The 25,982-nt window shown below is 55.5% G+C and carries 30 protein-coding genes; 15 read left to right on the forward strand and 15 right to left on the reverse strand.

All coding sequences use genetic code 11. The annotated features are described in order from the left end of the window. Positions 1-44: 44 nt before the first annotated feature. Positions 45-413 carry a response regulator gene (locus PQR62_RS03970; protein WP_408155038.1) on the forward strand — a complete coding sequence of 123 codons (369 nt, stop codon included), beginning with the start codon at positions 45-47 and terminating at the stop codon, positions 411-413. Between the two features lie 223 nt (positions 414-636). On the opposite strand, the gene PQR62_RS03975 is transcribed toward PQR62_RS03970, so the two are convergent. After that, positions 637-1,068 carry a response regulator gene (locus tag PQR62_RS03975; protein WP_408155040.1) on the reverse strand — a complete coding sequence of 144 codons (432 nt, stop codon included), beginning with the start codon at positions 1,066-1,068 and terminating at the stop codon, positions 637-639. 503 nt (positions 1,069-1,571) lie between these two features. Here PQR62_RS03975 and PQR62_RS03980 point away from each other — a divergent pair. Next, positions 1,572-2,198: a PEP-CTERM sorting domain-containing protein gene (locus PQR62_RS03980; protein WP_408155042.1), complete on the forward strand. Its 627-nt coding sequence runs from the start codon at positions 1,572-1,574 to the stop codon at positions 2,196-2,198. A 129-nt stretch (positions 2,199-2,327) separates the two neighbouring features. Here PQR62_RS03980 and PQR62_RS03985 read toward each other — a convergent pair whose 3' ends face one another. The 4 genes from PQR62_RS03985 to PQR62_RS04000 all read right to left on the reverse strand — a co-directional run bounded on the left by PQR62_RS03985 (position 2,328) and on the right by PQR62_RS04000 (position 5,047). Further along, positions 2,328-2,645, reverse strand: a complete 318-nt coding sequence (locus PQR62_RS03985; protein WP_408155044.1) for a hypothetical protein — start codon at positions 2,643-2,645, stop codon at positions 2,328-2,330. Positions 2,646-3,211: 566 nt separating this feature from the next. Beyond that, entirely contained in the window at positions 3,212-3,637 is a 426-nt protein-coding gene (locus tag PQR62_RS03990; RefSeq protein ID WP_408155046.1) for a response regulator, read from the reverse strand. A gap of 519 nt (positions 3,638-4,156) precedes the next feature. Further along, the gene (locus tag PQR62_RS03995) at positions 4,157-4,651 is read right to left on the reverse strand and encodes a YciE/YciF ferroxidase family protein (protein WP_408155048.1); all 495 of its coding nucleotides are present in this window, start codon (positions 4,649-4,651) and stop codon (positions 4,157-4,159) included. Between the two features lie 129 nt (positions 4,652-4,780). After that, positions 4,781-5,047, reverse strand: a complete 267-nt coding sequence (locus tag PQR62_RS04000) for a hypothetical protein (protein WP_408155050.1) — start codon at positions 5,045-5,047, stop codon at positions 4,781-4,783. Positions 5,048-5,388: 341 nt separating this feature from the next. Between PQR62_RS04000 and PQR62_RS04005 the strand changes: the two genes are divergently transcribed. After that, complete coding sequence (locus PQR62_RS04005; protein ID WP_408155052.1) at positions 5,389-5,736, forward strand: hypothetical protein; 348 nt, start codon at positions 5,389-5,391, stop codon at positions 5,734-5,736. Here the strand turns inward: PQR62_RS04005 and PQR62_RS04010 are convergent. The 3 genes from PQR62_RS04010 to PQR62_RS04020 all read right to left on the reverse strand — a co-directional run bounded on the left by PQR62_RS04010 (position 5,731) and on the right by PQR62_RS04020 (position 8,028). Continuing rightward, positions 5,731-6,420, reverse strand: a complete 690-nt coding sequence (locus PQR62_RS04010; protein WP_408155054.1) for a Crp/Fnr family transcriptional regulator — start codon at positions 6,418-6,420, stop codon at positions 5,731-5,733. The genes PQR62_RS04005 and PQR62_RS04010 overlap by 6 nt on opposite strands. A gap of 144 nt (positions 6,421-6,564) precedes the next feature. Further along, positions 6,565-7,290 (reverse strand): Crp/Fnr family transcriptional regulator, encoded by a 726-nt coding sequence (locus PQR62_RS04015; RefSeq protein ID WP_408155056.1) that lies wholly within the window; start codon positions 7,288-7,290, stop codon positions 6,565-6,567. 174 nt (positions 7,291-7,464) lie between these two features. Next, complete coding sequence (locus PQR62_RS04020) at positions 7,465-8,028, reverse strand: FxDxF family PEP-CTERM protein (protein WP_408155058.1); 564 nt, start codon at positions 8,026-8,028, stop codon at positions 7,465-7,467. A 372-nt stretch (positions 8,029-8,400) separates the two neighbouring features. On the opposite strand from PQR62_RS04020, the gene PQR62_RS04025 reads away from it, so the two are divergent. The 3 genes from PQR62_RS04025 to PQR62_RS04035 all read left to right on the forward strand — a co-directional run bounded on the left by PQR62_RS04025 (position 8,401) and on the right by PQR62_RS04035 (position 9,813). Beyond that, positions 8,401-8,685 carry a hypothetical protein gene (locus PQR62_RS04025; RefSeq protein ID WP_408155060.1) on the forward strand — a complete coding sequence of 95 codons (285 nt, stop codon included), beginning with the start codon at positions 8,401-8,403 and terminating at the stop codon, positions 8,683-8,685. A gap of 145 nt (positions 8,686-8,830) precedes the next feature. Continuing rightward, a complete protein-coding gene (locus tag PQR62_RS04030; protein WP_408155062.1) occupies positions 8,831-9,079 on the forward strand; it encodes a hypothetical protein in 249 nt (82 codons plus the stop codon). Positions 9,080-9,306: 227 nt separating this feature from the next. Next, positions 9,307-9,813: a DUF1269 domain-containing protein gene (locus PQR62_RS04035; protein ID WP_408155063.1), complete on the forward strand. Its 507-nt coding sequence runs from the start codon at positions 9,307-9,309 to the stop codon at positions 9,811-9,813. 94 nt (positions 9,814-9,907) lie between these two features. On the opposite strand, the gene PQR62_RS04040 is transcribed toward PQR62_RS04035, so the two are convergent. After that, a complete protein-coding gene (locus PQR62_RS04040) occupies positions 9,908-10,126 on the reverse strand; it encodes a hypothetical protein (RefSeq protein WP_408155064.1) in 219 nt (72 codons plus the stop codon). 396 nt (positions 10,127-10,522) lie between these two features. Beyond that, on the reverse strand, positions 10,523-10,825 hold the full coding sequence (locus tag PQR62_RS04045; RefSeq protein ID WP_408155065.1) for an ArsR/SmtB family transcription factor: 303 nt from the start codon (positions 10,823-10,825) through the stop codon (positions 10,523-10,525). A 91-nt stretch (positions 10,826-10,916) separates the two neighbouring features. Here PQR62_RS04045 and PQR62_RS04050 point away from each other — a divergent pair, with 91 nt between their 5' ends. Next, positions 10,917-12,005: an NADH:flavin oxidoreductase/NADH oxidase gene (locus PQR62_RS04050; protein WP_408155067.1), complete on the forward strand. Its 1,089-nt coding sequence runs from the start codon at positions 10,917-10,919 to the stop codon at positions 12,003-12,005. Positions 12,006-12,136: 131 nt separating this feature from the next. Here PQR62_RS04050 and PQR62_RS04055 read toward each other — a convergent pair whose 3' ends face one another. Beyond that, positions 12,137-13,708: a methyl-accepting chemotaxis protein gene (locus PQR62_RS04055; protein ID WP_408155069.1), complete on the reverse strand. Its 1,572-nt coding sequence runs from the start codon at positions 13,706-13,708 to the stop codon at positions 12,137-12,139. 433 nt (positions 13,709-14,141) lie between these two features. Here PQR62_RS04055 and PQR62_RS04060 point away from each other — a divergent pair, with 433 nt between their 5' ends. Further along, positions 14,142-15,785, forward strand: coding sequence for a methyl-accepting chemotaxis protein (locus tag PQR62_RS04060; protein WP_408155071.1), 1,644 nt, complete (start codon positions 14,142-14,144; stop codon positions 15,783-15,785). A 154-nt stretch (positions 15,786-15,939) separates the two neighbouring features. Here the strand turns inward: PQR62_RS04060 and epsC are convergent, their stop codons facing one another. From epsC to PQR62_RS04075, 3 genes are all read right to left on the reverse strand, one after another. Next, a complete protein-coding gene (gene epsC, locus PQR62_RS04065; RefSeq protein WP_408155073.1) occupies positions 15,940-16,866 on the reverse strand; it encodes a serine O-acetyltransferase EpsC in 927 nt (308 codons plus the stop codon). A 262-nt stretch (positions 16,867-17,128) separates the two neighbouring features. Further along, a complete protein-coding gene (locus tag PQR62_RS04070) occupies positions 17,129-17,290 on the reverse strand; it encodes a hypothetical protein (RefSeq protein WP_408155075.1) in 162 nt (53 codons plus the stop codon). Positions 17,291-17,573: 283 nt separating this feature from the next. After that, positions 17,574-18,479 (reverse strand): LysR family transcriptional regulator, encoded by a 906-nt coding sequence (locus PQR62_RS04075; protein WP_408155077.1) that lies wholly within the window; start codon positions 18,477-18,479, stop codon positions 17,574-17,576. 191 nt (positions 18,480-18,670) lie between these two features. Here PQR62_RS04075 and PQR62_RS04080 point away from each other — a divergent pair, with 191 nt between their 5' ends. Both PQR62_RS04080 and PQR62_RS04085 read left to right on the forward strand, forming a co-directional pair. Beyond that, positions 18,671-19,435 carry a sulfite exporter TauE/SafE family protein gene (locus PQR62_RS04080; protein ID WP_408155079.1) on the forward strand — a complete coding sequence of 255 codons (765 nt, stop codon included), beginning with the start codon at positions 18,671-18,673 and terminating at the stop codon, positions 19,433-19,435. Between the two features lie 4 nt (positions 19,436-19,439). Further along, positions 19,440-19,718, forward strand: coding sequence for a GNAT family N-acetyltransferase (locus PQR62_RS04085; RefSeq protein WP_408155081.1), 279 nt, complete (start codon positions 19,440-19,442; stop codon positions 19,716-19,718). A gap of 174 nt (positions 19,719-19,892) precedes the next feature. Here the strand turns inward: PQR62_RS04085 and PQR62_RS04090 are convergent, their stop codons facing one another. Further along, positions 19,893-20,165, reverse strand: coding sequence for a hypothetical protein (locus tag PQR62_RS04090; protein WP_408155083.1), 273 nt, complete (start codon positions 20,163-20,165; stop codon positions 19,893-19,895). A gap of 56 nt (positions 20,166-20,221) precedes the next feature. Here PQR62_RS04090 and phaC point away from each other — a divergent pair, with 56 nt between their 5' ends. From phaC to PQR62_RS04115, 5 genes are all read left to right on the forward strand, one after another. Further along, entirely contained in the window at positions 20,222-21,985 is a 1,764-nt protein-coding gene (gene phaC, locus PQR62_RS04095) for a class I poly(R)-hydroxyalkanoic acid synthase (protein WP_408155085.1), read from the forward strand. Positions 21,986-22,204: 219 nt separating this feature from the next. Beyond that, positions 22,205-22,945: a 3-ketoacyl-ACP reductase gene (locus PQR62_RS04100; protein ID WP_408155087.1), complete on the forward strand. Its 741-nt coding sequence runs from the start codon at positions 22,205-22,207 to the stop codon at positions 22,943-22,945. Between the two features lie 269 nt (positions 22,946-23,214). Next, the gene (gene phaR, locus PQR62_RS04105) at positions 23,215-23,772 is read left to right on the forward strand and encodes a polyhydroxyalkanoate synthesis repressor PhaR (RefSeq protein WP_408155089.1); all 558 of its coding nucleotides are present in this window, start codon (positions 23,215-23,217) and stop codon (positions 23,770-23,772) included. Between the two features lie 314 nt (positions 23,773-24,086). Then, on the forward strand, positions 24,087-25,463 hold the full coding sequence (rimO, locus tag PQR62_RS04110) for a 30S ribosomal protein S12 methylthiotransferase RimO (RefSeq protein ID WP_408155091.1): 1,377 nt from the start codon (positions 24,087-24,089) through the stop codon (positions 25,461-25,463). 19 nt (positions 25,464-25,482) lie between these two features. Continuing rightward, positions 25,483-25,926 carry a hypothetical protein gene (locus PQR62_RS04115; protein ID WP_408155093.1) on the forward strand — a complete coding sequence of 148 codons (444 nt, stop codon included), beginning with the start codon at positions 25,483-25,485 and terminating at the stop codon, positions 25,924-25,926. Positions 25,927-25,982: the final 56 nt, after the last annotated feature.

The following is a 25,982-nucleotide window of genomic DNA, read 5'->3' on the forward strand; positions in this document are numbered from 1 at the left end:
GCTGACAGGCGTTCTTCAGAAAACGGTTTTAGCGAGAAATGATAATGGGGCAAAAACTGCAACACACTATTTTAGTGGTCGAAGACGCAGAGGAAACAAGAGAGATGTTGGGCGAAGTTTTCGAGTATGAGGGGATGCTCGTTATTACCGCAGTGGATGGCGCGGACGCGATTGCGAAAATCAGAAATGACATGCCTGATGTAATTTTGACGGACTTGCGTATGCCCAATATGAACGGACTGGAAATGTCGCGTTATCTCAAAGCACAGCCGGAGTTTTTGAACATACCTATTGTGCTGTTGAGCGCGACTCTGCCCAGCGATTTATCTGAAATACCGGAAGTAGATGTCTTCTTGCGAAAACCTTGCTCTATAGAAGAAGTGATTAAGACCGTGAAAAAGACGCTTCGTTGAGGTAGTGCGAGTGAGTGTTGAATTGCTTGCAGAAGTGGTCAGCTTCGATGCAAATCAACAGTGAAGCAAACGCATGTTAACTCGCCCCCCTCTCCGCCGGCAGTAGTAAAGGCTCCAGGACGGGAGACCTTTTCAAGGCTGCTACTTAATATTCGCTGCGCTACGCGATTCTCATGGCCCGGCCTTGCTGTGTGCGGTTTGCCCTTACGCTATGAGCAAATTTTTAGTTCTGAGCCTGACGATCTCTAAGGGATTGCCGTCTTTTTGCTTGTGTTCCATTGAGGGTATTGAGGATCATTTGATTGATCGTTTTAAGAAGATACTCAAGGGTGCATGTCTTCTTGAGGAATACATCAATATCGGGTGAGGCGGTGGGATCCTTTGGTAGCGTGCCGCTGATAAGTGCGATAGGAATATCGATAAACGCAGGATGTGATCTAAGACGTCGTGCCAGTTCCAGTCCCGTCATCTTCGGCATGCATAGGTCAGTCAATACGACGGCCGGCCGGTCTTTCCTGATTTTTCTTAGCGCGTCATGCCCGCCTGCTGCAGCGATCGCGCGCATCCCGTTCTGCTCAAAGAGTACGCACAAGAAATCACGCGTATCTTCAATATCGTCGACGACAAGAATCGTTTGGCCCAGTAGTTCCTTCATGACTTTCCTACGAAAACTATCCCTCCCCTGAGGAAATTTTGTTAATTTTACATTATCGAAAAGACAATTTCTGCTTGGGATGATGTTGTTTAAATTGTATTTATGTGTGGCCCACGCAAGATAGTTGTCAGGTGGAAGCGCCTGTTCGGATTCACGTTTGACGGCTGCGGCCGACCTTGTCGGCACCGATGGCGACAGCGCATCGGCTCCCTTTTCCTATATGGACGCTCTTTGTTTTTTTGAATTGTCGGGATTCTTTACATTGCCTTGACGATTTGCCTGATCGTGCTTGGGAGTCCGCCATGATCTGAGGCCCGTAACAAGCCAAGGCGCGTGGGGGAAGGTCTTGCCGAAGCAAAAGACGTCGCCAAAAGAACGTCGGATATTTTTACAGTGAGTTGCCACGATCAGCCCGAAACCCTTACTGGCTGGGCAACTCAGGTGTATGGCATACAGCTTGCTGTGATTGGCCATTCACTAGAAAAACTTCCGGGAAAATTATCGTGTCATTCAAAAAATTCATGCTGGCGGCGCTGGTGTTCGTGATTGGCAGTGCGGCAAATGCAAGCGTAATCTCGTTTGACGATCTTTCTGCCCGTACTCTTTTTTCAAGTCAGGGAATCAGCAATAGCTATCAGGGGGACGTTTGGAGCAGTTCTGGCAATGCCAGCACCGGGTGGGCCAGCGCAACTACGGTTAATCGGGTTTCGGGTGAAAGCCTGACTCCTGTCAGTGGTAGCAGCTATGCTTGGAATTGGAGTGGCGTTCAGAGTTTGTACATCTCTTTTGCACAATTGACCGATGTGACTGGCGCATATTTTGCGAACCTTGGCAGCTCTTATAGTGCCAACGCCAGCACCATCCAATTGTTTGCTTACGATGCCAGCAACTCCTTGATTGCATCCAGCAGCATCCTGAACCTTACTAATGCGTTTCAATATCTTGAATCCGATTTTAGCGGTGTAAGCAAGCTGGAAATTCGTGCAAACGCTGTCTCAAAATGGTTTTTGGTGGATAGCATTGTGCTGAATCAGAATCCTGCCGCAGTTCCCGAGCCGGGTACAGTTGCTTTGCTGGGCCTTGGTTTATTGGGCTTGCTTGCAGGCCGTCGCCGTCGCAAGGCGGACTGAGGCGCGTTCAACTCAAAAAGAAAAAGCTGCTTCGGCAGCTTTTTTTATTTGGGAAACGCGACGCCCGAGCGCCATCCCGGGTAGCGAGGAATCCCCACTCCGCCAATCAGATGAAGATTGATCTGTTAACTAGAACGGTGATGTGGATGGGGGAATGACGACCCATTTGCCGTCGCCGGTCTTCGCCAAATCTACTGAAATGTGATACCCCGCCAGCTCAAAATCGCAATGCCCTTTTGTGGATTCATTTTTACATTTCACGTTCTCAACCGCCGCCACCTTGGCTTTTTCGATGATTTCAGACGACATCTTTGCGTCACGCATCATATGTATCGTGGCAAGTTTCAGCATCGCATCCGAGGGCGGTTCGCCGCATGCAGACAGCAGCATTGCTGACAGGAAGGCTGCGAGGAGATGGATCGTACATTTGTGCATGTGCAGGTCCATTGGCGATTGAGCGAGATGGTTAGCGCCGGGCCAATTCACTCGAATGTACCGAGCCGATGTTTTTAGTTCGATGTCCGGTCGCGGTGCTGATACGCAAAAGCTCTATCGCGTATCTGGCACTAGTACACCTTTAAACCGCGTGTGGCGATATCAGGAATTTCCTGATACTGCCGCAGCGAGATGCTGGATAGGCTGCCTCATCGCGTTGACTTGCTCCTTTCAGGAGCAGCATGTCAAAAGGCAACTATTACGGTCAGAATGAGCATTATGAGTACCAGCTGGGCTACTCGCGACTAGCTGACGGGGGCGTGGGCGATTGATGGCGCGCATGTGCCGTGAGGTGGTGTTTGCTGTTTCCAGCCATCAGTGTTCCGGGCGAATGCGCTGACGAAGTGGCCGTTGTAAGGCCTGGCATCGGATGGTGTGAAGCGGTGATTCAGCGGCTGCGATCTCAGGACCTCATTGCCGACGCCGGATTCATTTGCAGCTGAGGAACGCGCAATACATATCGCATGGCGTTCCGTTCAAAGCCGGCATTGAGGCGGTTTTTTTCTGGTGATGCTGATTTAATTCAGCGCTCTTCGAGCTGCCTGGCGTCTCTGGGCATGGATTCCGTTGAGCACATTCAAGAGCATCTGATTGATGGTCTTCACCAGGTAATCAACGGAACACGGTTTTCTGATGAAAACGTCGATTTCAGTCGCAGTGCTGAGGTTTTCAGGCACGATTGAACTGAGTACAGCAATCGGAATGTCGAAAAAAACCGGGTGGGCTCTGAGATGTCTGGCCAGCTCCAGTCCGGTCATGTTAGGCATGCGCAGATCGGTCAGCACGACATCGGGTACGTTATTTTCTATTTTTGCCAGGGCGTCCAGGCCGTCAACTGCTGCAATAACCCGCAGGCCGTACTCCTGGAAGATTTCGCTCATCAACTCGCGAACATCTTGAGAGTCCTCTACCAGCAGAAGCGTATGTCGAAACGGTGCGCCCAAGATATTCCCCGTAAGACTATTCCTCAGCGGGGAATATTCATCAATAGTACCTTGGTAAATTCATAATTCTCACTCGCATAATTGCTGTTGAATGTTGATTTTCATCAAGGCCTTCTGACAAGGCGCTGACATTGGGCGACGCCTCCAAATTTTTTGCCGGGGTCTCGGCTGAGGAAACCGCTGTACCTGCAGAGGCTCGCAATCTGTTTTTTTCTTCGGCAGCGATTTTCACTTTATTTGCCCAGATATATTGCTTCGCTGCAAACCTTTATGTATTCGCGCCTGTTCATCGGACTGTCGCGTGCCCAACGCTTCGGTATTTGAGATTGCTCGCAAAATATTCACTTAAGTGGAAAACTGCAGCATGGTGCCGGGGCGTGAGTAATATAAGTTTGAACGATGGGGGAGTGGTGCGCGGGGTCCCGGAAACGCTTGCCTGCAGTGCGAGCTTGCCAGACCGGCGATACCGGCGATACCGGCGGCATGAAACGTGATCGCCGCAGCGATCTCCTTCAATAATTATTGTTCAAGTGCTTCTTCTGCGATTTCCTGTTCCGAAAGCTCTGTGAGTTTCTCATCCGCAGCCTTCACTTCTTCCAGCGTCTCTCTGAGTAACTTGACGGCGTCGCCATAGCCAAGCTTTTTCGCCAATGCGCACAGCGTGCCGTAAGTTGCGATTTCGTAGTGTGCGGCCTTCTGCGCTGCGCCTATCAGCGCCATGTCCAGTACCGGACCTTTTTCAACTTCGTCAATCTGCTCCTTGCCTTCTTCGACCAGACCTTCCATTGCCAGACATTTGACCCGTTTGAGTTTCAGATCGGTGCTTTCCACGACCTGATCAATGCGTTCAATTTTTGCGTTGGTGTCTTCCAGATAGGTCTGGAAAGCTGCTTTCAGATCAGGGTTGGTCGTTGCCCGCGCAAGTTTGGGCAGTGCTTTGGTCAATTGTTTTTCAGCGCTGTAAAGATCTGAAAGGCTATGGATGAAAAGGTCGTTCAAGGTCTTGGCAGTCATGATAAATCTCCGGTTTCATTGCAGGTATGAAGTGGGGTAGCGGATGCAGACGTGCGCAGAAAATGGCGCTGCATGTGCAGCGCCGCGTGAAGGAGTCCGTTCCCTGACGCGTTCGGACTCCTTCGCTGATCAGCCGCCATTGCCGCCGGGCGAAGTGCCCATAGGGCCGTCCTTCATTTGTTTGGCATCGGGATTGGGAGCACTTTTACCCTTGCTTCCCGATTTTTTATTTTTCTTCATCATCTTGTCCGATTTCATGTCTTTGTCGGACTTCATATCGCTGCCGCTTGAAGTGGCAGCGGCAGGTGTCGACGGTGCAGCCGTCTGCGCACAGGCGCCCGTGCTGAACGCCGCAGCGAGCAGCGTTGCTGCTAGCAATTTGAGTTTGGTATTCATTCATGTCTCCTTAAGTGATCGCTTGTTCGCATCATGCGAATGGCACATGAATAGTAGGCCTATGGATTTCAACAAAATGTAGGCGTACGCGTGAAAAGAGTGTCAGCGGAAGGGTTAAAAATACTGTTTTAAACAGGCGGAGTTTGGCTGATCCAGCCTTACGCATGACCGCCGCCAAAAATCTGCCGCCAAGAGATCTTGATGTTGTATTAATCACGCGCTAAGTTGGCTAACGCACGGAGGCGATCGTGTCGTGGCGCTAGGATGATGTAATGCAACCGGCGTACGGATACCGCTGGCCTCGCATGTGAAGAGCAAGTTCTCAAGAGAGGGAGACTGGCATGGTCACTACAGCGCTTATCGGCGGCGTGGTTAGCAGCCACTTCGATAGCGAGCTCGTGAAAGAGCTGAAAATTCAGGTCGTCAAGATTTACGCAATGCGGGAGCAAAGCCTGTTGATCGGGATTCGCAATCAGGATGGGGATATCTACCGGGCGGTCGGGGCAAATTCGACAGGCGAATTTTTCAGTGTGCTCAAAAATCTCTCGCAATTCGACCTGTTTAATGAGCAGGGCGCCATGTCTATCAGCGGAGGTCGATACCAGGCCATCTTGATTTACAAAGGCCCGGTCACAGCCTTAAGCAAATCCCGCTTCAAGGTTCTGGTGCCGATTCCCATGGTGTTATAGGACTTCTTTATAAATGCGCAGACTCTGCGCGTAACAATTACACGCGACTTGTTCCAGACCAGTCCGATTCAATACGGTAAGCCGTCCTCGATTGTATTCAATCAATCCCTTCTGGCGAAACAGATTGGCTGCAGTGGAGATCCCCACGCGGCGAACCCCCAGCATGGTCGCGATCAACTCCTGAGTAACAGGCAGTTCGGAAGCGTTCGACCGGTCCAGGCTTGTCAGCAGCCAGGTGGCCAACCGTTCACCTATCGTATGAAATCTGAGGCAGACGCACGAGACCTGCAATTGTTCGATCACGACGTGCAGATAGCGATTCAGGCTCAGCTGCAGCCCGATGTTTCCCTGCAGCTCCTCGCGAAACGCCTGGGCGGTGATGCGCCATGCGTCCCCTGGTACCTGAACTGATGCATGTATGCGCGAGCTCGTCAGGCCGAGTGCGAAGGGCAGACCGAACAGACCTTCCCGGCCCACCATCCCAATTTCCAGATCGGGATTGTTCGGCACGCGTGCCAGAACAGAGATCAATCCGCTGACCGGAAAATAAAGGGCCTGCATGGCGACGTCGGATTCAGAGAGCACCTGGCCCAATGGAAGCGGGATCAATGCGCATTTATTGAGCAAATGCGCTCGGTCTTTTCCTGGCAGGTTTGCGATAAGTTGGTTTTCGCCATTGTCCAATTCACTACTCTTTCATTCGCAACCAAGGTCGGGCCTGAGTGAATGGTTTGATTGCTTTTTAATGGGCCGAGTATGAACTTGATCAATCATGTCAGACCGTCTGTTGCCGTACATAAAGCGGAGTTTTTCGCCGTCTGAATTTGGCTAATTGCCTGGCGAACAGTATCCAGGAAGCAAACGCTCGGTCTCCTTCTTGACGACGGCATAACATTCGCAAGATAGCGTCTCAAGCTTGGGGCGATCCAAGACGGTCAGGTTGCCTCTGCTGTACTCGATCACACCCAGGCGCTGCAGCTTTCCGGCTGCTTCCGTCACCCCCTCGCGCCGGACTCCCAGCATATTGGCAATCAATTCCTGCGTCATTTGGAGTTGATTGCCGCAGATGCGATCCAGCGACAGCAGCAGCCAGCGGCATAGTTGCTGATCGATCGAGTGGTGTCGGTTGCACACGGCCGTTTGACTCATCTGAGTAAACAGCGCCTGCGCATAGCGCAGCATCAGATGGAGAGTATGTGTGTCGCGGTGGAATTCATCTTTGAATCTTGCCGCCAGCAATCGAAAAGCTGAGCCGCCACTTTGAACGATGGCGCGACTTGGTGTGCTTTCTCCACCCATCAGAATAGCGAGTCCGACAAATCCGTCATTGCCTACTACCGAGATTTCTGCCGAAGCCCCATTTTCCATGACATAGAGGAGCGACACGATGGAGTTGGTTGGAAAATAGACATGCTGCAGAGCATCACCAGACTCATAAAGGACGGTTCCGAGTGGGAGATCGATCCACTCAAGATGAGGAAGAATGCGTTGCTGGACCACCGGGGAGAGTTCGGCGAGCAGATGATTCTTGAATGGAGAGTCCTTTTGGCGCATCGAGTATCCAGTTGAAGGGGCCGCGCACAGGAATGTTCGTGATGAGTTCTTAGCTTATCGGAAATATAAGAATTGATATGTTCGATACCGAACATAGAAAATCATCCTTTGAAAAGAAGGACAAAAAAACTGCCCGTCGAGCGGGCAGTTTTAAGAAGGCAGAGCGAATAGTTGTTATGCCGGCATCAGATTCCCGGTCGTTCCGGCTGGATTTGTTACACGGCGCCGACGCGCGGCAATGAAACCCACCAGCGCCAGGCCGCCCAACATCATCGCGGTCGTTGATGCTTCAGGCACCGGTGAGACGTTCACGTTGCCACCGAAACTGCCGCCCGTGGTGCCGGTTACCTTACCCACTGCGGCCAGGGTATAGATACCGGTGGCCAGGCTCGGTGCGGTCAAGGTCCAGGTTTGCAGACCTGAACTTGACGCAAGCGAACCGGTCGCCGTGATGCCGTTGCCGGTCAATGTGAAGCCCGTGATATTCACGCCTGAGAGCGCACCAAGCGTAATGGACACGACTGCCGCAGTAAGGCCAAAACCGCCACCTTGAGTGAAGGTGAAATCTTCGGTGAAGGTCTTGCCGACGGCGGCACTGCCGTAAGTTGCCCCGATGAACGAAGTGTTGTTGGTGAAGACCAGGGTCGATGTATTGTTGATGTCGGTCGCTGCATTGGCCGCTGCGCAAGAGGCCACCAGCGATGCGGAAACGAGTGCTTTCAGAATGAATTTTTTCACGGAATAACCTCTTTTATAAATGATGATTTACATAGTTAATGGAGAATTTTCTTAAGAGATTTAATGCTGTGCGGCACTTCAAACGTTTCCTCCAAAAGTGCACTCGTGTATGAATTCCGGCTCGCCGTATCTGCTGCGATGCCGTAATTAACCGCCCGTGTGGAGAGTGGCGTATCGGATGAAGAAGATCGGTGCGTCAGCGCACATTGCAGATCGGAATTTCAATATTCAGTGACATGTGCAACAGCTGCTCACAAATGAGATCGTGTATGCGCGCCAGCGTACGGAGGAGTTTGTTACCGGCTGTTAGATTGCAGCGATCGAATCGGACTGCATATGCATATCGTGTAAGGCCACGCGCAAGGGATAGACATGATGAGCAAGACCGCCTTGGTGGCAGGTATCGAAAGAAGCAGCTTCGATGGCGGGCTGGTGGGCTGTATGCCGGTGCGTTCAGTTTCGTTGGCGGATGCCTGTCAGATGCCTCTGCGTATTGCCATTCGGAATGAGGATGGTGAGATCTATCGCGTTATCGGCGCAAATGGCTCAGAGGATTTTTTTCAGGCACTGTCTCAGCTCACGGCGCTTAATTTTTTCGACGAACTCAGCGATCCTGATCGGCCCGGCGACGGCTACCACGCTATCTTTGTGCGCTGAGCTGCTCAGCCGGCAGCTCTGCATGATCGTGGTTAACGATGCAGTACGCCGCTGCTTTTTTTCAGCGGATCATGTTTCATCGCCTCCGGAAGTACAGGTCGAATTCGCCGGCGAAACCAGTAGACCAACTTCTCAGGAGCCCCCCATGGCAGATCAGAATCGACACGCAAAAAAGCATCCATCCGCTGCGCAAGCCCAGAGTCATACCGAGAACAAAGCCAGTCTGAACGCTGCGGCTGCCGAGCGCATTCAAGGAACGCTTCACGCTCAGTACGGGCATCAAACTGCTCGCCCATCTCCTCACCCGGCAGAGCGCCAGGCCCCGGGCCAGAAATACCTGGACGGCAAGCCGGTGGCGACCGTCGATAGCAAGCCAGTCAACCGGAAGCGCTGAGGGGATGAGATGTCGCCCGCATCGGTGAATGGCGATTGTCTCAAGCACGAAGGATGAGGTGCTGGTTTGGGCTGAGGTTTTGCGCTTTGCTCACATGGCCGCACTGCGGCCATTTTTTTCGAGATGACTGTTGCAAGCTGTATGCGCTGCCATGCAGACAGCCCATGTCCTTAGACATATCTTGATTTTCTATCGCGCAGCCTGCCGGTTGCTTTGAAGGAGGGTTCATGCAAACAACTGCGTCAGCGAGCTATATTTTTAGTAATCACATCGAAGCGGCAGACGCCATCCACTCCTTGAATCGATCCGGCTTCGACGTGAATAAACTGTCCTTGATAGGCAAGGGGTATCACAGCGAAAGGAATCCCATCGGCTTCTATACCAGAGGCGGTCAGATCAAGGTCTGGGGCAGACGCGGCGCTTGTTGGGGCGGGATATGGGGACTGTTTCTGTCATCCGGCGTATTTTATATTCCCGGAATCGGCTTGCTGGTGATGGCCGGCCCGATTGTTGCGATGCTCGTTTCCAATTTTGACGGCGCTCCGGTGGGCGGAGGCATTACTGCTTTGGGCGCTGCATTCAGCGATTTTGGTGCGACCGGTCATCAGGCGATGCAGTATGAAAGCGAACTGAAGACCGACAAGTATGTATTGCTGGTGCACGGAAGCACGGAGGACGTGGCGAAGCTGAACTACCTCTTGCCGATGACGCGCATGCAAAGCCTGGCTTCATAAAATGATGGATTGTTGACGTAGCGAAATCAGCCGTGATTCGTTGCGCATCGATGCCAGAGATGCCAGCCATCGCAGGGGCGAGACGGCAGCAGCTTTAAATCTCTGCGACGATAATTTGTGCTTGCGATGCGCAGAGTTTTGCCTCTTTCGCAGCATCGCGATATTCCTGCAGGAGCTCTCTGGTGAGGATCAGCGGGGCGCCGCTATTGATATTGACCGCCGCTCTTGAAATTCTGAGAAGAACGGCAGAAGCGCGATCATGCGCAACTTTCAAATCGAAAAGCTGCTTCAGCAACTGTGCTCTCTTGTTCATGATTCGTGCCTCCCTCAATAACGTCAGCCGGATGATGCGCTATCTCGCACTATGCGCCTTTTCAAGCCTGAAAAGTGGGGCGGCCTGTGCTTATGCTGTGCCTTGCGCCCAGTGCCGGTCCGCCGCACATTTCCTGTGAAGAATATTGCCCGAATCGATGCAGTCTGCCGGATCGCCGCCGGGTCTGCTGCCGCGAGCAATGCCGCGCAGCAGGGGGGGCGCCGGTGCCGGCACCTTCCCTTGATTCATCCTTGTTTTATCCGGCATGCGGTTGCCGGATTAATGGCGTTGCACGGGAGCGAGCACCATATAAGGCGGCGTAGATTCAAACCTCCCCCTTGCTCGCAAAAACGCCCGACCATCTGTTCGATGACCGGGCGTTTCTTTGATGCCGGTTCAGGCGTGCTGATTCAGTATCGCCGTCAGCAATCCTGGAAAGCGGCTGTCGATATCGGCACGGCGCAGCGTGTTCATATGCAAGGTGCCGGTGTTTTCGGTCAAGACCAGACCTGCTTCGCGCAAGACTTTGAAATGATGTGAGACGGTGGACTTGGGGCGTCCGCCGTCCAGTTCGCCGCAGCTTGCCATTTCCACGCGAGCCAGGTGGCGCACGATGTCCAGCCGGATGGAATCGCTCAAGGCGTATAGAACGCGTTCGAGAGCGAACTCGCTGGCGGCGGGGTGTTTGTAGGGGCGCATCAGCAGAATGATACACCTTGGTCTATAATCCTTCCATTGTTCGAATATATTCGAAATAACGAACAAATTAATTCATAAAGAAAGGTTCCTCATGTCCGCTCTATTCCAGCCCTTCAAACTGAAAGACGTCACGCTGCGCAATCGTATCGCGGTGCCGCCGATGTGCCAGTACATGGCCGTCGAAGGCAAGATCAATGACTGGCATCTGTCGCATTATGCAAGCATGGCGCGCGGCGGTGCCGGCCTGGTGATCGTTGAAGCCACGGCGGTGGCGCCTGAAGGGCGCATCACGCCGGGTTGCACGGGTATCTGGAACGACGATCTGGCGCAGGCTTTCGTGCCGGTCGTGCAAGCCATCAAGGGCGCCGGTTCGGTGCCGGGCATTCAGATCGGCCACGCGGGACGCAAGGCCAGCGCCAATCTTCCATGGGAAGGCGACGACCATATCACCGAGGGCGACGCGCGCGGCTGGCAGACTATTGCACCGTCGGCGATTGCATTCGGCGCCGGTTTGCCCAAGCAGCCGAAAGCCATGACGCTGGACGATATCGCCCGCGTACGTCAAGACTTCGTCGACTCCGCACGTCGCGCGCTTGAAGTCGGTTTTGAATGGCTGGAGCTGCACTTTGCGCACGGCTATCTGGCGCAGAGTTTCTTTTCTGCGCATTCGAACCAGCGTGATGACATCTATGGCGGCAGCGTCGAGAACCGTGCGCGCTTTCTGTTGGAAACCTTGCAGGCAGTGCGCGAAGTCTGGCCGGAAAACCTGCCGCTGACGGTGCGTTTCGGCGTAATCGAATATGACGGCCGCGACGAGCAGACACTGCTTGAGTCGATCGGTCTGGTGCGCCAGTTCAAGTCTGCCGGCATGGACATGATCAGCGTCAGCGTCGGCTTTACCATTCCCGAGACCTCGATTCCGTGGGGCCCGGCTTTCATGGGACCGGTGGCCGAGCGTGTGCGTCGCGAAGCGGATGTGCCGGTCTCGTCGGCCTGGGGCTTCGGCACGCCGACGATTGCCGAGCAGGTCGTCAAGGATCAGCAGTTGGATGTGGTCATGGTCGGACGGGCGCATCTGGCCAATCCGCACTGGGCGTATTTTGCTGCGAAGGAGTTGGGTGTCGAGCGCGCGTCGTGGACTTTGCCGGCGCCCTACGCGCACTGGCTTGAGCGCTATTGATTGAAGAGCGCCGTCCGTCTCATGCGGTTTGGCCGCGTGAGACGGACGGGCTTGAAGACAGACTCAAAGACAGGCACACAGGCCGGGTTCAAGGTCTTGCATCCGATGAAAGCGAAGACCAGCTTGTCGACTCAGACGTCGACGATATGTTCCTGGCCTGATTTCAGCTTGAAGATGCTGACCACTTGCAGCAGCTTGGCGGCCTGATCTTCCAGCGAGCCGGCAGCGGCGGCGGCTTCTTCCACCAGCGCAGCATTCTGCTGGGTGACCTGATCCATCTGTGTCATTGCAATATTGATCTGGCCAATGCCGTCATTCTGTTCACGACTGGCGGCGCTGATCTCGGTGATGATGTCCGACACGCGCCGCACGCTGGTCACTACTTCTTCCATGGTGATCCCTGCCTGTGCCACGAGGTTGCTGCCGCCGGCTACGCGGGTTACCGAATCGTCGATCAACAGCTTGATTTCCTTGGCGGCCGCCGAGGATCGCTGCGCCAGATTGCGCACCTCGGATGCGACCACCGCAAAACCGCGACCCTGTTCGCCTGCGCGGGCGGCTTCGACCGCCGCATTCAGGGCCAGGATATTCGTCTGAAAGGCGATGCCGTCGATCACGCTGATGATGTCGACAATCTTGCGTGAGGATTCGTTGATGCCGTCCATGGTCGCCACTACTTCCGCCACCACGCTGCCGCCCCGAACGGCGACATCGGAGGCCAATATCGCCATCTCGCTGGCTTCTCTCGAATGATCCGCATTTTGACTCACGGTGGAGGTCAACTGCTCCATGGCGGACGCCGTTTCTTCCAGCGAGCTGGCCTGTTCTTCGGTGCGGGACGACAGTTCAAGATTGCCGGTGGCAATCTGGCTGGACGCTGTTGCCACGGTGTCCGTACCGCGTCTGACCTCGCGCACGATGCGCGCCAGATTCTCGTTCATCGCCTGCAGCGCGCGCATCAACTGGCCGGTCTCATCCTTGCCGACCGGCTTGATCACGGCGGTCAGGTCACCGGCCGCCACCAGTTCCGCGACCTCCACCGCCTCATTGAGCGGACGCGTAATGCTGCGCGTGACATGCCAGGCTGAGAGCACGCCGGCGGCGACAGCAGCAGCCGTCACTGCCAGCAAGATCTCCAGTGTCAGTCGGTAGTCGTCCCGCATCTGCGCGATGCTCTGTACGTTCTGTTTCTCCTGCAGGTCGATCATTGCCTGAATGTCGCCGAACCATTGGTTCTGAGGCGCCTGCACGTTGCTCAACAGATAGTTTGCTGCGTCCTTCTCGTTCGATGCATCGGCCAGCGCGATGACTTTGTCGAACTCCGGGCGCAGCTTGTTTCTGTCGCTCTCGATATCGGCAGTCAGCTTTTTGGCCGCCTCGCTTTTTACCAGGCTCTTGAGCTTGTCAAAGCTCTCGTCGTATTGCTTGCGTGAGGCAAGCAAGCGCTCTTTCTGATCTTTTCGTATCGCTGCATCGGTGTAGAGAATGATGTTACGCAAGGAACGAACTTCCACGTTGAGAAAACCGCGCATCGCATTCGCGCCGGCAATCTTTACATTGTTTTCTTCAACGATGACTTCCACCCGCTTGTTGTTCGACGCCAGCGCCTGCCAGCCGACCACGGCCAGAATGCACAGCAATATAAGCACCGCACCAAATGATATGGATAAGCGTGCCCCGATGTTCAGATCTGAATACTTCATTATTTCCTCGAGAGATTTCTAGTAATTTTTTACGGCTTAGCTTCGCATATTAAGTAGGAAAGTTACGTGTGGATGTAATTGTCAGAAAAATCATAAATTTGGCCATATTTTTCTCATGCAGTGGGAAATTGCCTGGCCCGGGCAAAAAACTTGTGGGATCTGAATCACAGATGTTTTTTTTGAAATTTCCCCGTGGAAATGCTGATTGGATGGTTGAGCACAACGCGATGCCGCCTCATTGACGCGAAGCACAAATATTTCCGCCTTGCACTTTATCGAGGACATTACTTCGTATAATTTCGGTAATGCAACGAAATTATCTTCGTTTGGTTCTTCGCATTACTTTTGCCTTTTAGCGTGCGAACTCGACCATCTGCTCGCGAAACCGCTCAGACCGCTTTGCGTCTCCTTCTTTTACTTCAGTCAAACCATCATGAAAAACTTGAAAATCGGATTCCGGCTTGCCGGCACCTTCGGCATCGTGCTGCTTCTCCTGGCCATTCTGTGCCTGGTGGCCAACCGACAGATGTCGGTGATGAATGCCGCCACAGACAATGTGGCGAACGACCGTGCCGTGAAACAGCAACTGGTCAATGAAATCAAGCAGGGCACGTTCCGCATCGCCCTGCTGATGTATCGCGCCCTCGACGAACAAAGCGCCGACGGCAAAGCGGTGATCGTAAAAGACATGAAGGCGCAGTCCGAAACCAATACCCGCAATTACAAGCGCTTGGAGGAAATATCGAATACCCCTGAAGGAAGCGCGATGTATCAAAAGGTGGCGTCGGTGCGGACTCAATACTCTGCGGCACTCAAGCCGGTGTATGCGCAACTCGATGCCAACGACGGCGCTGCGGCGCGCGCGACCTTGATGAGCGTCATCCCGCTGCAGACCGCCACCCTGAAAGCGCTGGAAGACTTTGTCGAATTGCAGAAGACGCTGATGAATCAGGCGGTGCAGGAAAGTGCGGATGCCTACGACTCCGCCATCAAGATGCTGTGGGGCATCGCCGTGCTGGCCTTGCTGGTGACGATCGCCTTGTCCACCATCACCACCCGCGCCATCGTGCAACCCTTGCAGCGGGCGGTGCTGATCGCGCAAACCATTGCGGCGGGCGATTTGCGGGTTCAGATCGAACAGGGCGGGCGCAATGAGACCGGCCAGCTGCTCAATGCGCTCAAAGAGATGGGAGACAATCTGAAGCGCATCGTCGGCGGTGTGCGCGGCAGCACTGAAACCATCATGACGGCCTCCAGCGAAATTGCGAGCGGCAATCTGGATCTGTCGTCCCGCACCGAAGAACAGGCCAGTTCGCTGGAAGAGACCGCCTCGGCGATGGAGCAATTGACGTCAACCGTGAAACAGAACGCCGACAATGCGCGTCAGGCCAGCGAACTGGCGGTCAACGCCTCCGACATCGCGGTGCGCGGCGGCAGCGTGGTCGATGAAGTGGTGCAGACCATGAGCTCCATCAATGATTCATCGAAGCGCATCGTCGACATCATCAGCGTGATCGATGGCATCGCTTTCCAGACCAATATCCTGGCTTTGAACGCAGCAGTCGAAGCCGCCCGTGCCGGCGAACAAGGCCGCGGCTTTGCCGTGGTCGCCTCCGAGGTGCGTAGCCTGGCCCAGCGCTCGGCCGCAGCCGCCAAGGAGATCAAGGTGCTGATCGACGACTCGGTGCATAAGGTCGACAGCGGCAGCAAGCTGGTCGAGCAGGCCGGTCAGACCATGGATGAAGTCGTCAGCAGCGTGAAACGCGTGACTGACATCGTGATGGAAATCACCAGCGCCAGCCAGGAGCAGAGCGACGGCATCGAGCAAGTCAATCAGGCCGTCTCGCAAATGGATGAAGCCACCCAGCAAAATGCTGCGCTTGTGGAACAGGCCGCAGCGGCCGCGCAATCGATGCAGCAGCAGGCGCAGAAGCTGGCGGAAGAGGTCAGCGTCTTCAAGCTGGACGGCAAATCTGCAGATATGCCGGGCATGCATGGCAGGCGTGAACCACGCATGGCGAATGCAGTGAGCAGTCAAGGCAGGACTCCGGTCATGCTGAGTCGTATCGAAGGCTAAGCGCAAGTTTATTCGCGAACCGGCCTGGCGATTGTCAGGCCGCAGCCAGATGAAAAACGCCCGACAGTTGATTCAACGGTCGGGCGTTTTCTTTTGCGAGCGGCTTTAAATATCGCCGTCAGCAGGATGCTGGTGTCTGCAAATCGAAATTGTCTCACTCACTGCACATCTGCGCCTGGGTAATGCTGCTGCCCGGCGGTACGCTGCGGGTGAGCCAGACGTTGCCGCCGATGGTCGAGCCTTTGCCGATGGTGACGCGGCCCAGAATGGTGGCGCCGGCGTAGATGACGACGTCGTCTTCGACGATGGGGTGGCGCTCGTTGCCTTTGATCAGTGCGCCGTTTTCATCCGCCGGGAAACGTTTGGCGCCGAGCGTGACAGCCTGATAGAGACGGACATTGCGGCCGATGATGGCGGTCTGGCCGATGACGACGCCGGTGCCATGATCGATGAAGAAGCTGCTGCCGATGTGCGCCGCCGGGTGGATGTCGATGCCGGTGGCGGAATGTGCGATGTCGGCAATCAGGCGTGCCAGCAGCGGGGTGCCCAACTGATACAAGGCATGTGCGAGGCGGTGGTAAATGATGGCGGTGATGCCGGGATAGCAGAGCAGAATTTCCGAAATGCTGGTGGCGGCCGGATCGCCCTGAAAGGCTGCATGAATATCGCTGACCAGCACATCGCGAATGGCCGGCAGGCCTTGCGCGAAGTCACGCGTAATCAGTGTCGCCTGCTGTCGCAGTGCATCGCTGTCGCCGGGTTCATTGTCGGTGAACAGCAGGCCGCGCCGGATCTGTTCCGACAAAACATGCAGCGTCGAACTGAGGGTGTTGCCGACGAAATAGTCGATGGTCTCATCGTTCAGGTCGGTGCGGCCGTAGTGGGTCGGAAACATGGCTGCCGACAGTCCTTGCAATACTTTCTTCAAGGCCTCGCGCGAAGGCAGTTCGCGCACATCGCCACGGTAGCGGATCTTGTTGGCGATTTCGCGCGACGTGCGCAGGCCGGCGACTACGGCGTCGAGGCCGAGCGCGGCGTTGTCGGTCAAGGCTTGCTGCTCAAATGAATTTCTGGTGCTCATGCTGAAACCACCTCTGATTGGAATATCCGATAAGGATAGATCAAGTCGCGACGGGACGTCGGGATGGAGGCGCTCACAGACTACGGGGATTAATGCTTGTACTGGCGGAATGCGGCGACAGAGAATCTTGTCGTTTTGCCAAAGCGTGCCGCGAATGTGCAGTGATGGGGGCCGCAGAATTGTGCTGAAGAATTGTCCCTGCATCGTGCTGCTGGACAGTTGCTCCGCTATCAGAGCGCGATAGCGGCTGCGGCGTTTCGACTCAGCGGGCGCTCAGTGCGCGCGGGTTGGTCGCGGGAAGATTGCGCAGATAGAGCTGAAAGCTTTCGCCTTCAAAGGTTGTCAGACGGGCAATCCGGGTGGATGTATTGCAGCACGGGCATTTGACTTTGGTTTCCTGGATCGGCCGGTCGGTGGACTTCATCTTCATTACCGGCTGGCGGCACGACGGGCATAGCAGGATTATTTCTTTAGGCGTCATCATTATTATTTTGCGATTCCGGGTTGACGGGACGAGGTGCGGGAAACTGCTGCCCTCGATTTCTTCGGATCTTGCAGACCGTGAATAGTAGCAGAATGTGGTCGGCCACTCTGAATTTCGGATCGAGGCTGATTTTTGCGTGCGATATTTATTGCGGCAGAGTTGAATGCCTCGTTTGCATGTCAGTGCAAGCGCGAGGCGCAAGGCCATTTCTGATGCGCCGGTTTTATTCTGTTGCGTGCTGAAGCTGTAGCAGCAATTCGCGCGTGTGGCCGGGTAGCGCATCTGCGTCACGCACGCAAATCAGCAAGCGCCGCGCGGCCCAGGGATCGCTCAGGCGCGCATAGCGGATCTCGCTCGCAGCCGCTTCCTCAGCATATCGGCGCGCTGCAGTTGCGGGGATGACAGCGACGCCGGCCTGACTGGCGACCATCTTGCAGATGCCGTCGAAACTGCGCAAGCGCACGCGATAGCGCAGACGTTTTCCGGCGCGTGCGGCATGTCCTGACAGATGTTCTTGGAGCGCAGCGTCGCCGCTCAGGCCGATGAAATTCTGATCGAGCAATTCAGCGAAGTGCAGCGATTTTCGTCTGGCCAGCGCATGCTGGCGCGGCAGCACGGCGACCAGATGGTCATCGCGAAACGCAAAGGTCTGAAGGCTGCCGCTGTCGACCGAGTCGGCAATGATGCCGATATCGGCTACGCCGCCGGTCACCGCCTGTACTATTTCGTAGCTGAGTTTCTCTTCCAGATCGATGTCGATGTGTGGATGTTCTTTCAGAAAAGCCGCTAGCGCATCCGGCAGAAACTCGGTCATGGCGGAGGTATTGCTGAGCAGGCGAATATGGCCCTTCAAGCCTTTGCCGTATTGATTGAGCTCGTCGCGCATCTGGTCCATCTGATGCAGCATCAGCCGCGCATGATGCTCCAGCGCGCGTCCGGCTTCTGTAACGCGCACGCCACGCCGTTCGCGCAGCAACAGCATGGCGCCCAGCGTATCTTCCATGGCGCGTATGCGCGCGCTGGCAGACGCCAGCGCCAGATGCGCACGTTCGGCGCCGGCCGTGATGCTGCCGCTCTCGGCGACATACAGGAATAATTGCAGATCGTTGAGATCGAAGCGCAGGCTCATGTTTGTTGGTGTGCTGGTCGCGTTTGATTGCGCCGCGGGCGAGGTGCAGGCGCTTGGGAGAGCGCGATCATCTTGGCCGGTTGGCATCTGCCTTCGGATCTGCCGAAGGCAGGCTCAGTGTATTCCACATTTCGTCTTGGCACGAGCGCAGGCACACTGAGCGCATTCTTCGGTTTTCGATTCGGATTCTCATGCAAACAGCGCTCTCATTCATCGGCATGGATGCCGTCACTTTGTTCTGGATTGTCGCGGTTTTCTTGCTGGCGGGATGCGTGAAGGGCGTAATCGGTCTTGGCTTGCCGACGGTGGCGGTAGGGCTGCTGAGTTTGCTGATGTCGCCGGTGCAGGCAGCGGCTTTGCTGATCGTACCTTCACTGGTGACCAATGTCTGGCAACTGTTGGCGGGCGGCAGTTTCATGTTTTTGCTGCGCCGCCTGTGGAGCATGCAACTGGGCATCGTAGCCGGCACCTTGATGGGTATGGGCTTTATGCGCGGCCAGAGCGGGGCAACTGCCTTCGTTGCATTGGGCGGCGCGCTGGTGTTGTATGCGCTGGCCGGGTTGGCGCAGGTCAATTTTTCAGTGGCGCCGGTGCGGCAAAAATGGTGGTCGCCACTGGTGGGTGTCGCCACCGGTTTGATTACTGCGGCGACCGGCGTTTTCGTGATTCCGGCGGTGCCCTATTTGCAGGCGCTGGGTTTGCAGCGCGACGAATTGATACAGGCGCTCGGACTATCGTTTACGGTGTCGACACTTGCCCTGGCGGTCAACCTTGGCACCGGCGGCATGTTTCATGCGGCTAACGCAGGCGTATCTTTGCTGGCGGTGTTGCCCGCGTTGGCCGGCATGTATCTCGGTCAGTGGATACGCGCCAAGGTCAGACCTGAGACCTTCAAGCGCTATTTTTTCATCGGCTTGCTGTTGTTGGGCGTGGAGCTTGCCGCGCGTGCATGGTGATTTCATGAGTCCGCATGAATTGCCGATCAGCTACGAAGGCCCGATTGCATGTGGCGCGCTCAGCCGCTTTCATGCTTACGCGGGCGGACGCCTGGTCGGTTTGCTCGAAGTGCTTCCTGCGCAGGATGCTTTGAGTGAGTATCCGCAGCTGACGATATTTGTTTTGCCGGCGTGGCGTCGACGCGGCATCGCGACCGCATTGTTGAATCTGTGTCGGGCTCACTCTAAGTGCAGTGCAGATGGCGAGCGGGGAGGGGCGATGCTGGAATTTCGCTTGAGCTAAGCGAATGTGCCGCGAAATTCAAACGGTCTTTCTGAAGGCGGATGTGTCCGGCCGACTGCAACTCGCTACTGCATCGATATCGTAGTTGCCACGGTTGCACTGAAACAAAAAGAAGGGGACGTTTTTTGAGCGGCCTCATTGATGCGGCATGCGCATAATTTTCTCGACGCAGGCTTATTTTCTCTCACGCGCTTCCCGGTTCACATCATCGCTATCCGCGCGCGCCGCGGCTGCCGTTTGACGTGCCGCCTGCTCGGCTTGAGCGGCCTTCCATTTTGCGATCTTTTCACGATTCCGCTTGCGTTGCGGCGTACCCATCAGGTATAAAACTATTGTCAATGGAAATACGCCGTACAGGAAGAAAGTGATCACTCCGGCGATCGCGGACTGTTCTGTGATGGACATCATGAAGACGACATAGAGCCACGCGATTGCGACGATGTACATGGTGATCCAGCTTCGAGACAAACCGTAAAGATACGCGAAAAATTGCAGATCCGAGCATGAAAAAGCAGAGTCCGCAGCATCCTTCTCCCGATATTTCCGCATGGCTGGCGCAGTTGTCCGACCCTCAACTCTGGAAGAGCTGGCCGACACAATTTGCCGCATCGGCGCCTGCAGCGCCTTTCATGCCGCCGCAGCAAATCGATCCCTCCGCGCTTTACAAGCAGCTATCCGATCTGGGCGCAGGCCTTGATCCGGCAGAGTTGCTGCGCCTGCAGCAGGATTATGCGCAGCAGTTTTCCGATCTCTGGCAAAACGTGGTCGCTTCCAAGGTGCCTGCGATTACCGACCGTCGCTTGTCTGCCCCAGCCTGGCAAGAAAATCCTTACTACGCGTTTCAGGCTGCCGCTTATCAATTGAATTCGCGCTTCCTGATGTCGATGGTCGATTCGGTCAAAGCCGGCGACAAGGTCAAGCACAAGATTCGTTTTGCGGTGCAGCAAATGATCGATGCGATGTCGCCGGCCAATTTTCTGGCGACCAATCCGGTCGCGCAGCAAAAGATTCTTGAGACCAAAGGCGAGAGCCTGACCAAGGGTATCGCCCAGCTGTTTTCCGATTTGCAGAAGGGTCGCATTTCGCAGACTGACGAAGCGGCCTTCGAAGTCGGCAAGGATGTCGGCGCCAGCGAAGGTTCGGTGGTGTTCGAGAACGAACTGTTCCAGCTGATTCAATACAAGCCGCTGACCAAGACGGTGCACACGCGTCCTCTGTTGATCGTGCCGCCTTGCATCAACAAGTTCTACATCCTCGATCTTCAGCCGCACAATTCACTGGTGCGCTATACGGTCGAGCAAGGCCATACGGTATTCCTGATTTCCTGGCGCAATGCCGATGCCTCGATGGAGTCGGTGACCTGGGAGCAATACGTCGACGCTGCGGTGGTCAAGGCGATCCACGTGGTGCAGGAGATCAGCAAACAAGCGCAGATCAATGCGCTGGGTTTTTGCGTCGGCGGCACCATTTTGAGTTGTGCGCTGGCCTTGCTGGCGGCACGCGGAGAAAAGCCGGTTGCCAGCCTCACCTTGCTGACCACTTTCCTCGATTTCGTCGACACCGGCGAGATCGATGTCTACATTGACGAAGTTCAGTTGGGCATGCGCGAGCGCATGATAGGCAAGCGCGGCCTGATGGCCGGCCGTGATTTCGCCAGCGCCTTTTCCAGTCTGCGGCCGAATGACCTGCTATGGAATTACGTCGAGTCCAATTATCTGAAAGGCGAGTCCCCGACTGCTTTCGATCTGCTGTACTGGAACGCCGACAGCACCAATTTGCCGGGCCCGATGTTCTGCTATTACCTGCGCCACATGTATCTGGAAAATGCGCTGAAAGAAGCCGGAAAGCTCACCATCGCCGGCGAGAAAATCGATCTGCGCAAGATCAGTGCGCCCACCTTTATTTACGCTTCACGCGATGACCACATCGTGCCCTGGCGGTCCGCATATGCGTCGACTGCTTTGCTCAATCCCGGCAAGCCGTCGCTCAATCGTTTTGTACTGGGCGCATCGGGTCATATCGCGGGCGTGATCAATCCGGCATCGAAGAACAAACGCAATTACTGGAGCAACGACAAGATCGGCGCTGATCCCGATGCCTGGCTGGCGGCTGCGGAGGATCATCCCGGCAGCTGGTGGGGCGAGTGGGCGGCTTTTCTCGGCAAGCACGCAGGCAAACAAATTGCTGCGCCGCGCAAAGCCGGCAATGCTGCTTACGAAGCTATCGAGCCGGCTCCGGGGCGCTACGTCAAAGTAAAAGCCGAGTGAAGGCTTGGGCTTGAGAAGTCGTGCAACAGGGCCAAACGAATAATGAATCAGTAAGCCGATGCTCTTATCAGAGCAGGCATAAAAAATGCGACAGGTTCGTGACGCGCGAATCTGAATCGCACACAATAAAAAGCAGGGTACAGGCGAGAGACAAACCGGGCGCATCCCTCCAAAGGCTTGGCCCGGGGTAATGACTATCCACACACTAGGAGGCAGGACATGGTTAAGCGTATTGCATACGTTACAGGCGGCATGGGTGGCATCGGAACCGCCATTTGCACCCGCCTGTGCAAAGATGGTTACACAGTGGTGGCCGGTTGCGGCCCTAACTCTTCCCGCAAGGACAAGTGGCTGGCAGGCATGCGCGAGCAGGGCTTCGACATTCATGCGTCCGAGGGTAACGTCGGCGACTGGGAATCTACCAAGGCTGCGTTTGAAAAGGTCAGGGCTGAGATCGGTGAAGTCGATGTGCTGGTCAACAATGCCGGCATCACGCGCGACGGTCAGTTCCGCAAGATGAGCAAGGCCGATTGGGATGCGGTGATCGACACCAATCTGAATTCGCTGTTCAACGTCACCAAGCAGGTAATCGATGGTATGGCTGATCGCGGTTTCGGTCGCATCATCAACATTTCCTCGGTGAACGGTCAGAAGGGCCAGTTCGGGCAGACCAACTATTCCACCGCCAAGGCCGGCATTCACGGCTTCACCATGGCGCTGGCGCAGGAAGTGGCGACCAAGGGCGTGACGGTCAATACCGTGTCGCCGGGCTATGTCGGCACAGACATGGTGCGTTCCATTCGTCCCGAAGTGCTGGAAAAGATCGTCTCCGGCATTCCGGTCAAACGCCTCGGCGAGCCAGAGGAAATCGCTTCCATCGTGGCCTGGATCGCTTCTTCCGAAGGTGGTTACGCAACCGGTTCGGACTTCTCGCTGAACGGCGGCATGCACATGGGCTAAGCCTGAACGCTGCGGCGGTCATCGTCGATAACCGCCGCAGCGATTCCTGCCGGTCAAGCTCCGCCAATATTCGCTTGCCTCATCCTGCTCATTCCCCCCTATAATGCCTGTGCATGTTGCCCTGCAAAATAATGCAGCGCCGACAGCAAGGTCATAGAAAGAGGGCATACCAAGGCCCCAATCGCATGCGGGCTGAGAAAGCTGAAGTGGCCCGCAATCGCTGCAAACAACAGCTGCCCGACAGCTTAATGAGAGAGACTGGACTTCAGATGACTACACCAAAAAATTCGGCCGAACGGTTAATCAAAAAATACCCGAATCGCCGTCTTTACGACACACAGACAAGTTCTTACATCACCTTGACCGACGTCAAGCAGCTGGTCCTGGACAATGAGGAATTCACCGTCATTGACGCCAAGAACGGCGATGATCTGACCCGCAGCATTTTGCTGCAGATCATTCTGGAAGAAGAGTCGCATGGCGCACCCATGTTCTCCAGCGCCGCGCTGTCGCAGATCATCCGTTACTACGGCCATGCGATGCAGGGCATGATGGGCAACTATCTGGAAAAGAACATCCAGACCTTCATCGACATTCAGAACAAGCTGGCTGAGAATTCCAAAGGCTTCTACGAAGGCAAGCCTTTCAGTCCCGAAATGTGGACCCAGTTCATGAACGTGCAAGGGCCGATGATGCAGGGCATGATGAGCAACTACATCGAACAGAGCAAAAATCTGTTCATCCAGATGCAGGAGCAGATGCAGAGCCAGAGCAAGAACATGTTCGGGACTTTCCCATTCGCTCCTATCGATCCGACGAAGAAGTAAGTCCGCCTGTCTACCTCTATATATAGAGGTAGTTCAGCAACTATCCCGGGCGGCGCGTTCTGCGCCGCTTGTCAGGTTTCCGGTGTTTCCGCCGGGACAGACTTTCCCCTCTCAGCAACACAGCGCGAAGGCCGGGCGGGCGACGCGGTACAATAACGCCCTTGATTTTGTTTCGCCGCTTTTAGAGCGCCAGACAAAACGCCTTTCGCGGCGTTGCGTCTTCTGGCAATACGCAGTGATGTCCTTGTCCATGTGCTGTATTTCGTCAGACGCTCTTGGTCCGTATTTAGCCGTTTTTTAGCCAGCTTCTCATCATGTCCAACGCTTCCACCGTCACTCCGCCGTCTTTGCCCAAAGTCGGTTTCGTTTCACTCGGCTGCCCCAAGGCGCTGGTCGATTCCGAGCAAATCCTGACCCAGCTGCGCGCTGAAGGCTACGACACCGCCAAGTCTTATGATGGCGCGGATCTGGTGATCGTGAATACCTGTGGCTTCATCGACGCTGCAGTGCAGGAGTCGCTGGACGCCATCGGCGAAGCGCTTAGCGAAAACGGCCGAGTTATCGTGACCGGTTGCCTGGGGGCGAAGAAGGATGCCGCCGGCGACGACATCATCCAGAAAATTCATCCCAAGGTGCTGGAAGTGACCGGTCCGCACGCGGTGGGCGAGGTGATGCAGGCAGTACACAAGCATCTGCCCAAGCCGCATGCGCCGTTCATCGATCTGGTGCCGCCCCAGGGTGTGAAGCTGACGCCCAAGCATTTCGCCTATCTGAAAATTTCCGAAGGCTGCAATCATCGTTGCAGTTTTTGCATCATTCCATCCATGCGCGGCGATCTGGTGTCGCGTCCGATCGCCGATGTCATGCTGGAAGCCGAGAACCTGTTCAAGGCCGGCGTCAAGGAGTTGCTGGTCATTTCGCAGGACACCAGCGCCTATGGCGTCGATGTCAAATTCCGCACCGGCTTCTGGAACGGCAAGCCGATCAAGACACACATGACCCAACTGGTCGGTGCGCTCGGCGAACTGGCCGCACAATACGGCGCGTGGGTGCGATTGCACTACGTCTATCCGTATCCGCACGTGGATCAGATCATTCCGATGATGGCCGAAGGAAAAATCCTGCCGTATCTGGATGTGCCGCTGCAGCATGCACACCCCGACGTGCTCAAGCGCATGAAGCGCCCCGCCAACGGCGAAAAGAACATTGAGCGCATCCAGGCCTGGCGCGCCATGTGTCCGGATCTGACAATCCGTTCTACCTTCATCGCCGGCTTCCCGGGCGAAACCGAAGCCGAATTCGAATACCTGCTCGACTTCCTGAAAGAAGCCGAAATTGATCGGCTGGGCTGCTTTGCCTATTCGCCCGTGGAGGGGGCAACTGCCAACGACATCGCCAATCCGGTGCCGGAAGAGTTGCGCGAAGAACGCCGCGGCCGCGTCATGCAATTACAGGAAGAGATCTCCAAGAAGCGTCTGCAAGCCAAAGTCGGCAAGACCATGCGCGTGTTGATCGACGAAGTCGATCGCAACGGCGGTGTCGGTCGTACGTATTCGGACGCGCCTGAAATTGACGGTGTGGTCTACGTCAAGCCGCCATTCGAACCGCACAAAAAGCTGGTGGTCGGTCAGTTCGTCGACGTCACCGTGACGGCGGCGGACGCACATGATCTGTGGGCCTCGGCTGACTGATATGCGGGGTGTTCTGAGGTTGACGGCGAAGTTTGCCGCCCTGGTCTTGCTGAGTTCTGCCATCGGCCTGGCAAATGTGCGGGCGGCAGACAGTGGCGCCGCCGGCGCGCCGTCTTCCGCTGTTCCTGTCGATGCCGATCCGGCCAGCTTGCAACATCGTCTGATGACGCAAGCTCTGGTGCTGCACGGCGATATCGATGGCGAAAAAATTCAACTCAGTCTGCAACCCAAAAAAGATGAGGACGGCCTTGAAGGCCGCTATTTCATTTTCGGTCAATCCGCGCAGATTCTGGTCGCCGGCGAAGTCGCGGGCGACGATCTGCTGATGGAAGAGTCGCGCAACGGCAAGGATGTCTCCGGCCAATGGGACGGGCATCGCAACGGCGATCGCATCAGCGGGACCTGGTCCAACTACGACGGCACCGTCAGCAAGCCGTTTTTCCTGCAGTTGCCACCGCAGTAAAGACATTCAGCGCACCCCTTTTGTCGGGAGGGGGGGCTGTTTTTTCGGCTGCCGAA

Source organism: Herbaspirillum lusitanum (assembly GCF_046025995.1).
GTDB classification, from domain to species: domain Bacteria; phylum Pseudomonadota; class Gammaproteobacteria; order Burkholderiales; family Burkholderiaceae_D; genus Herbaspirillum; species Herbaspirillum lusitanum_A.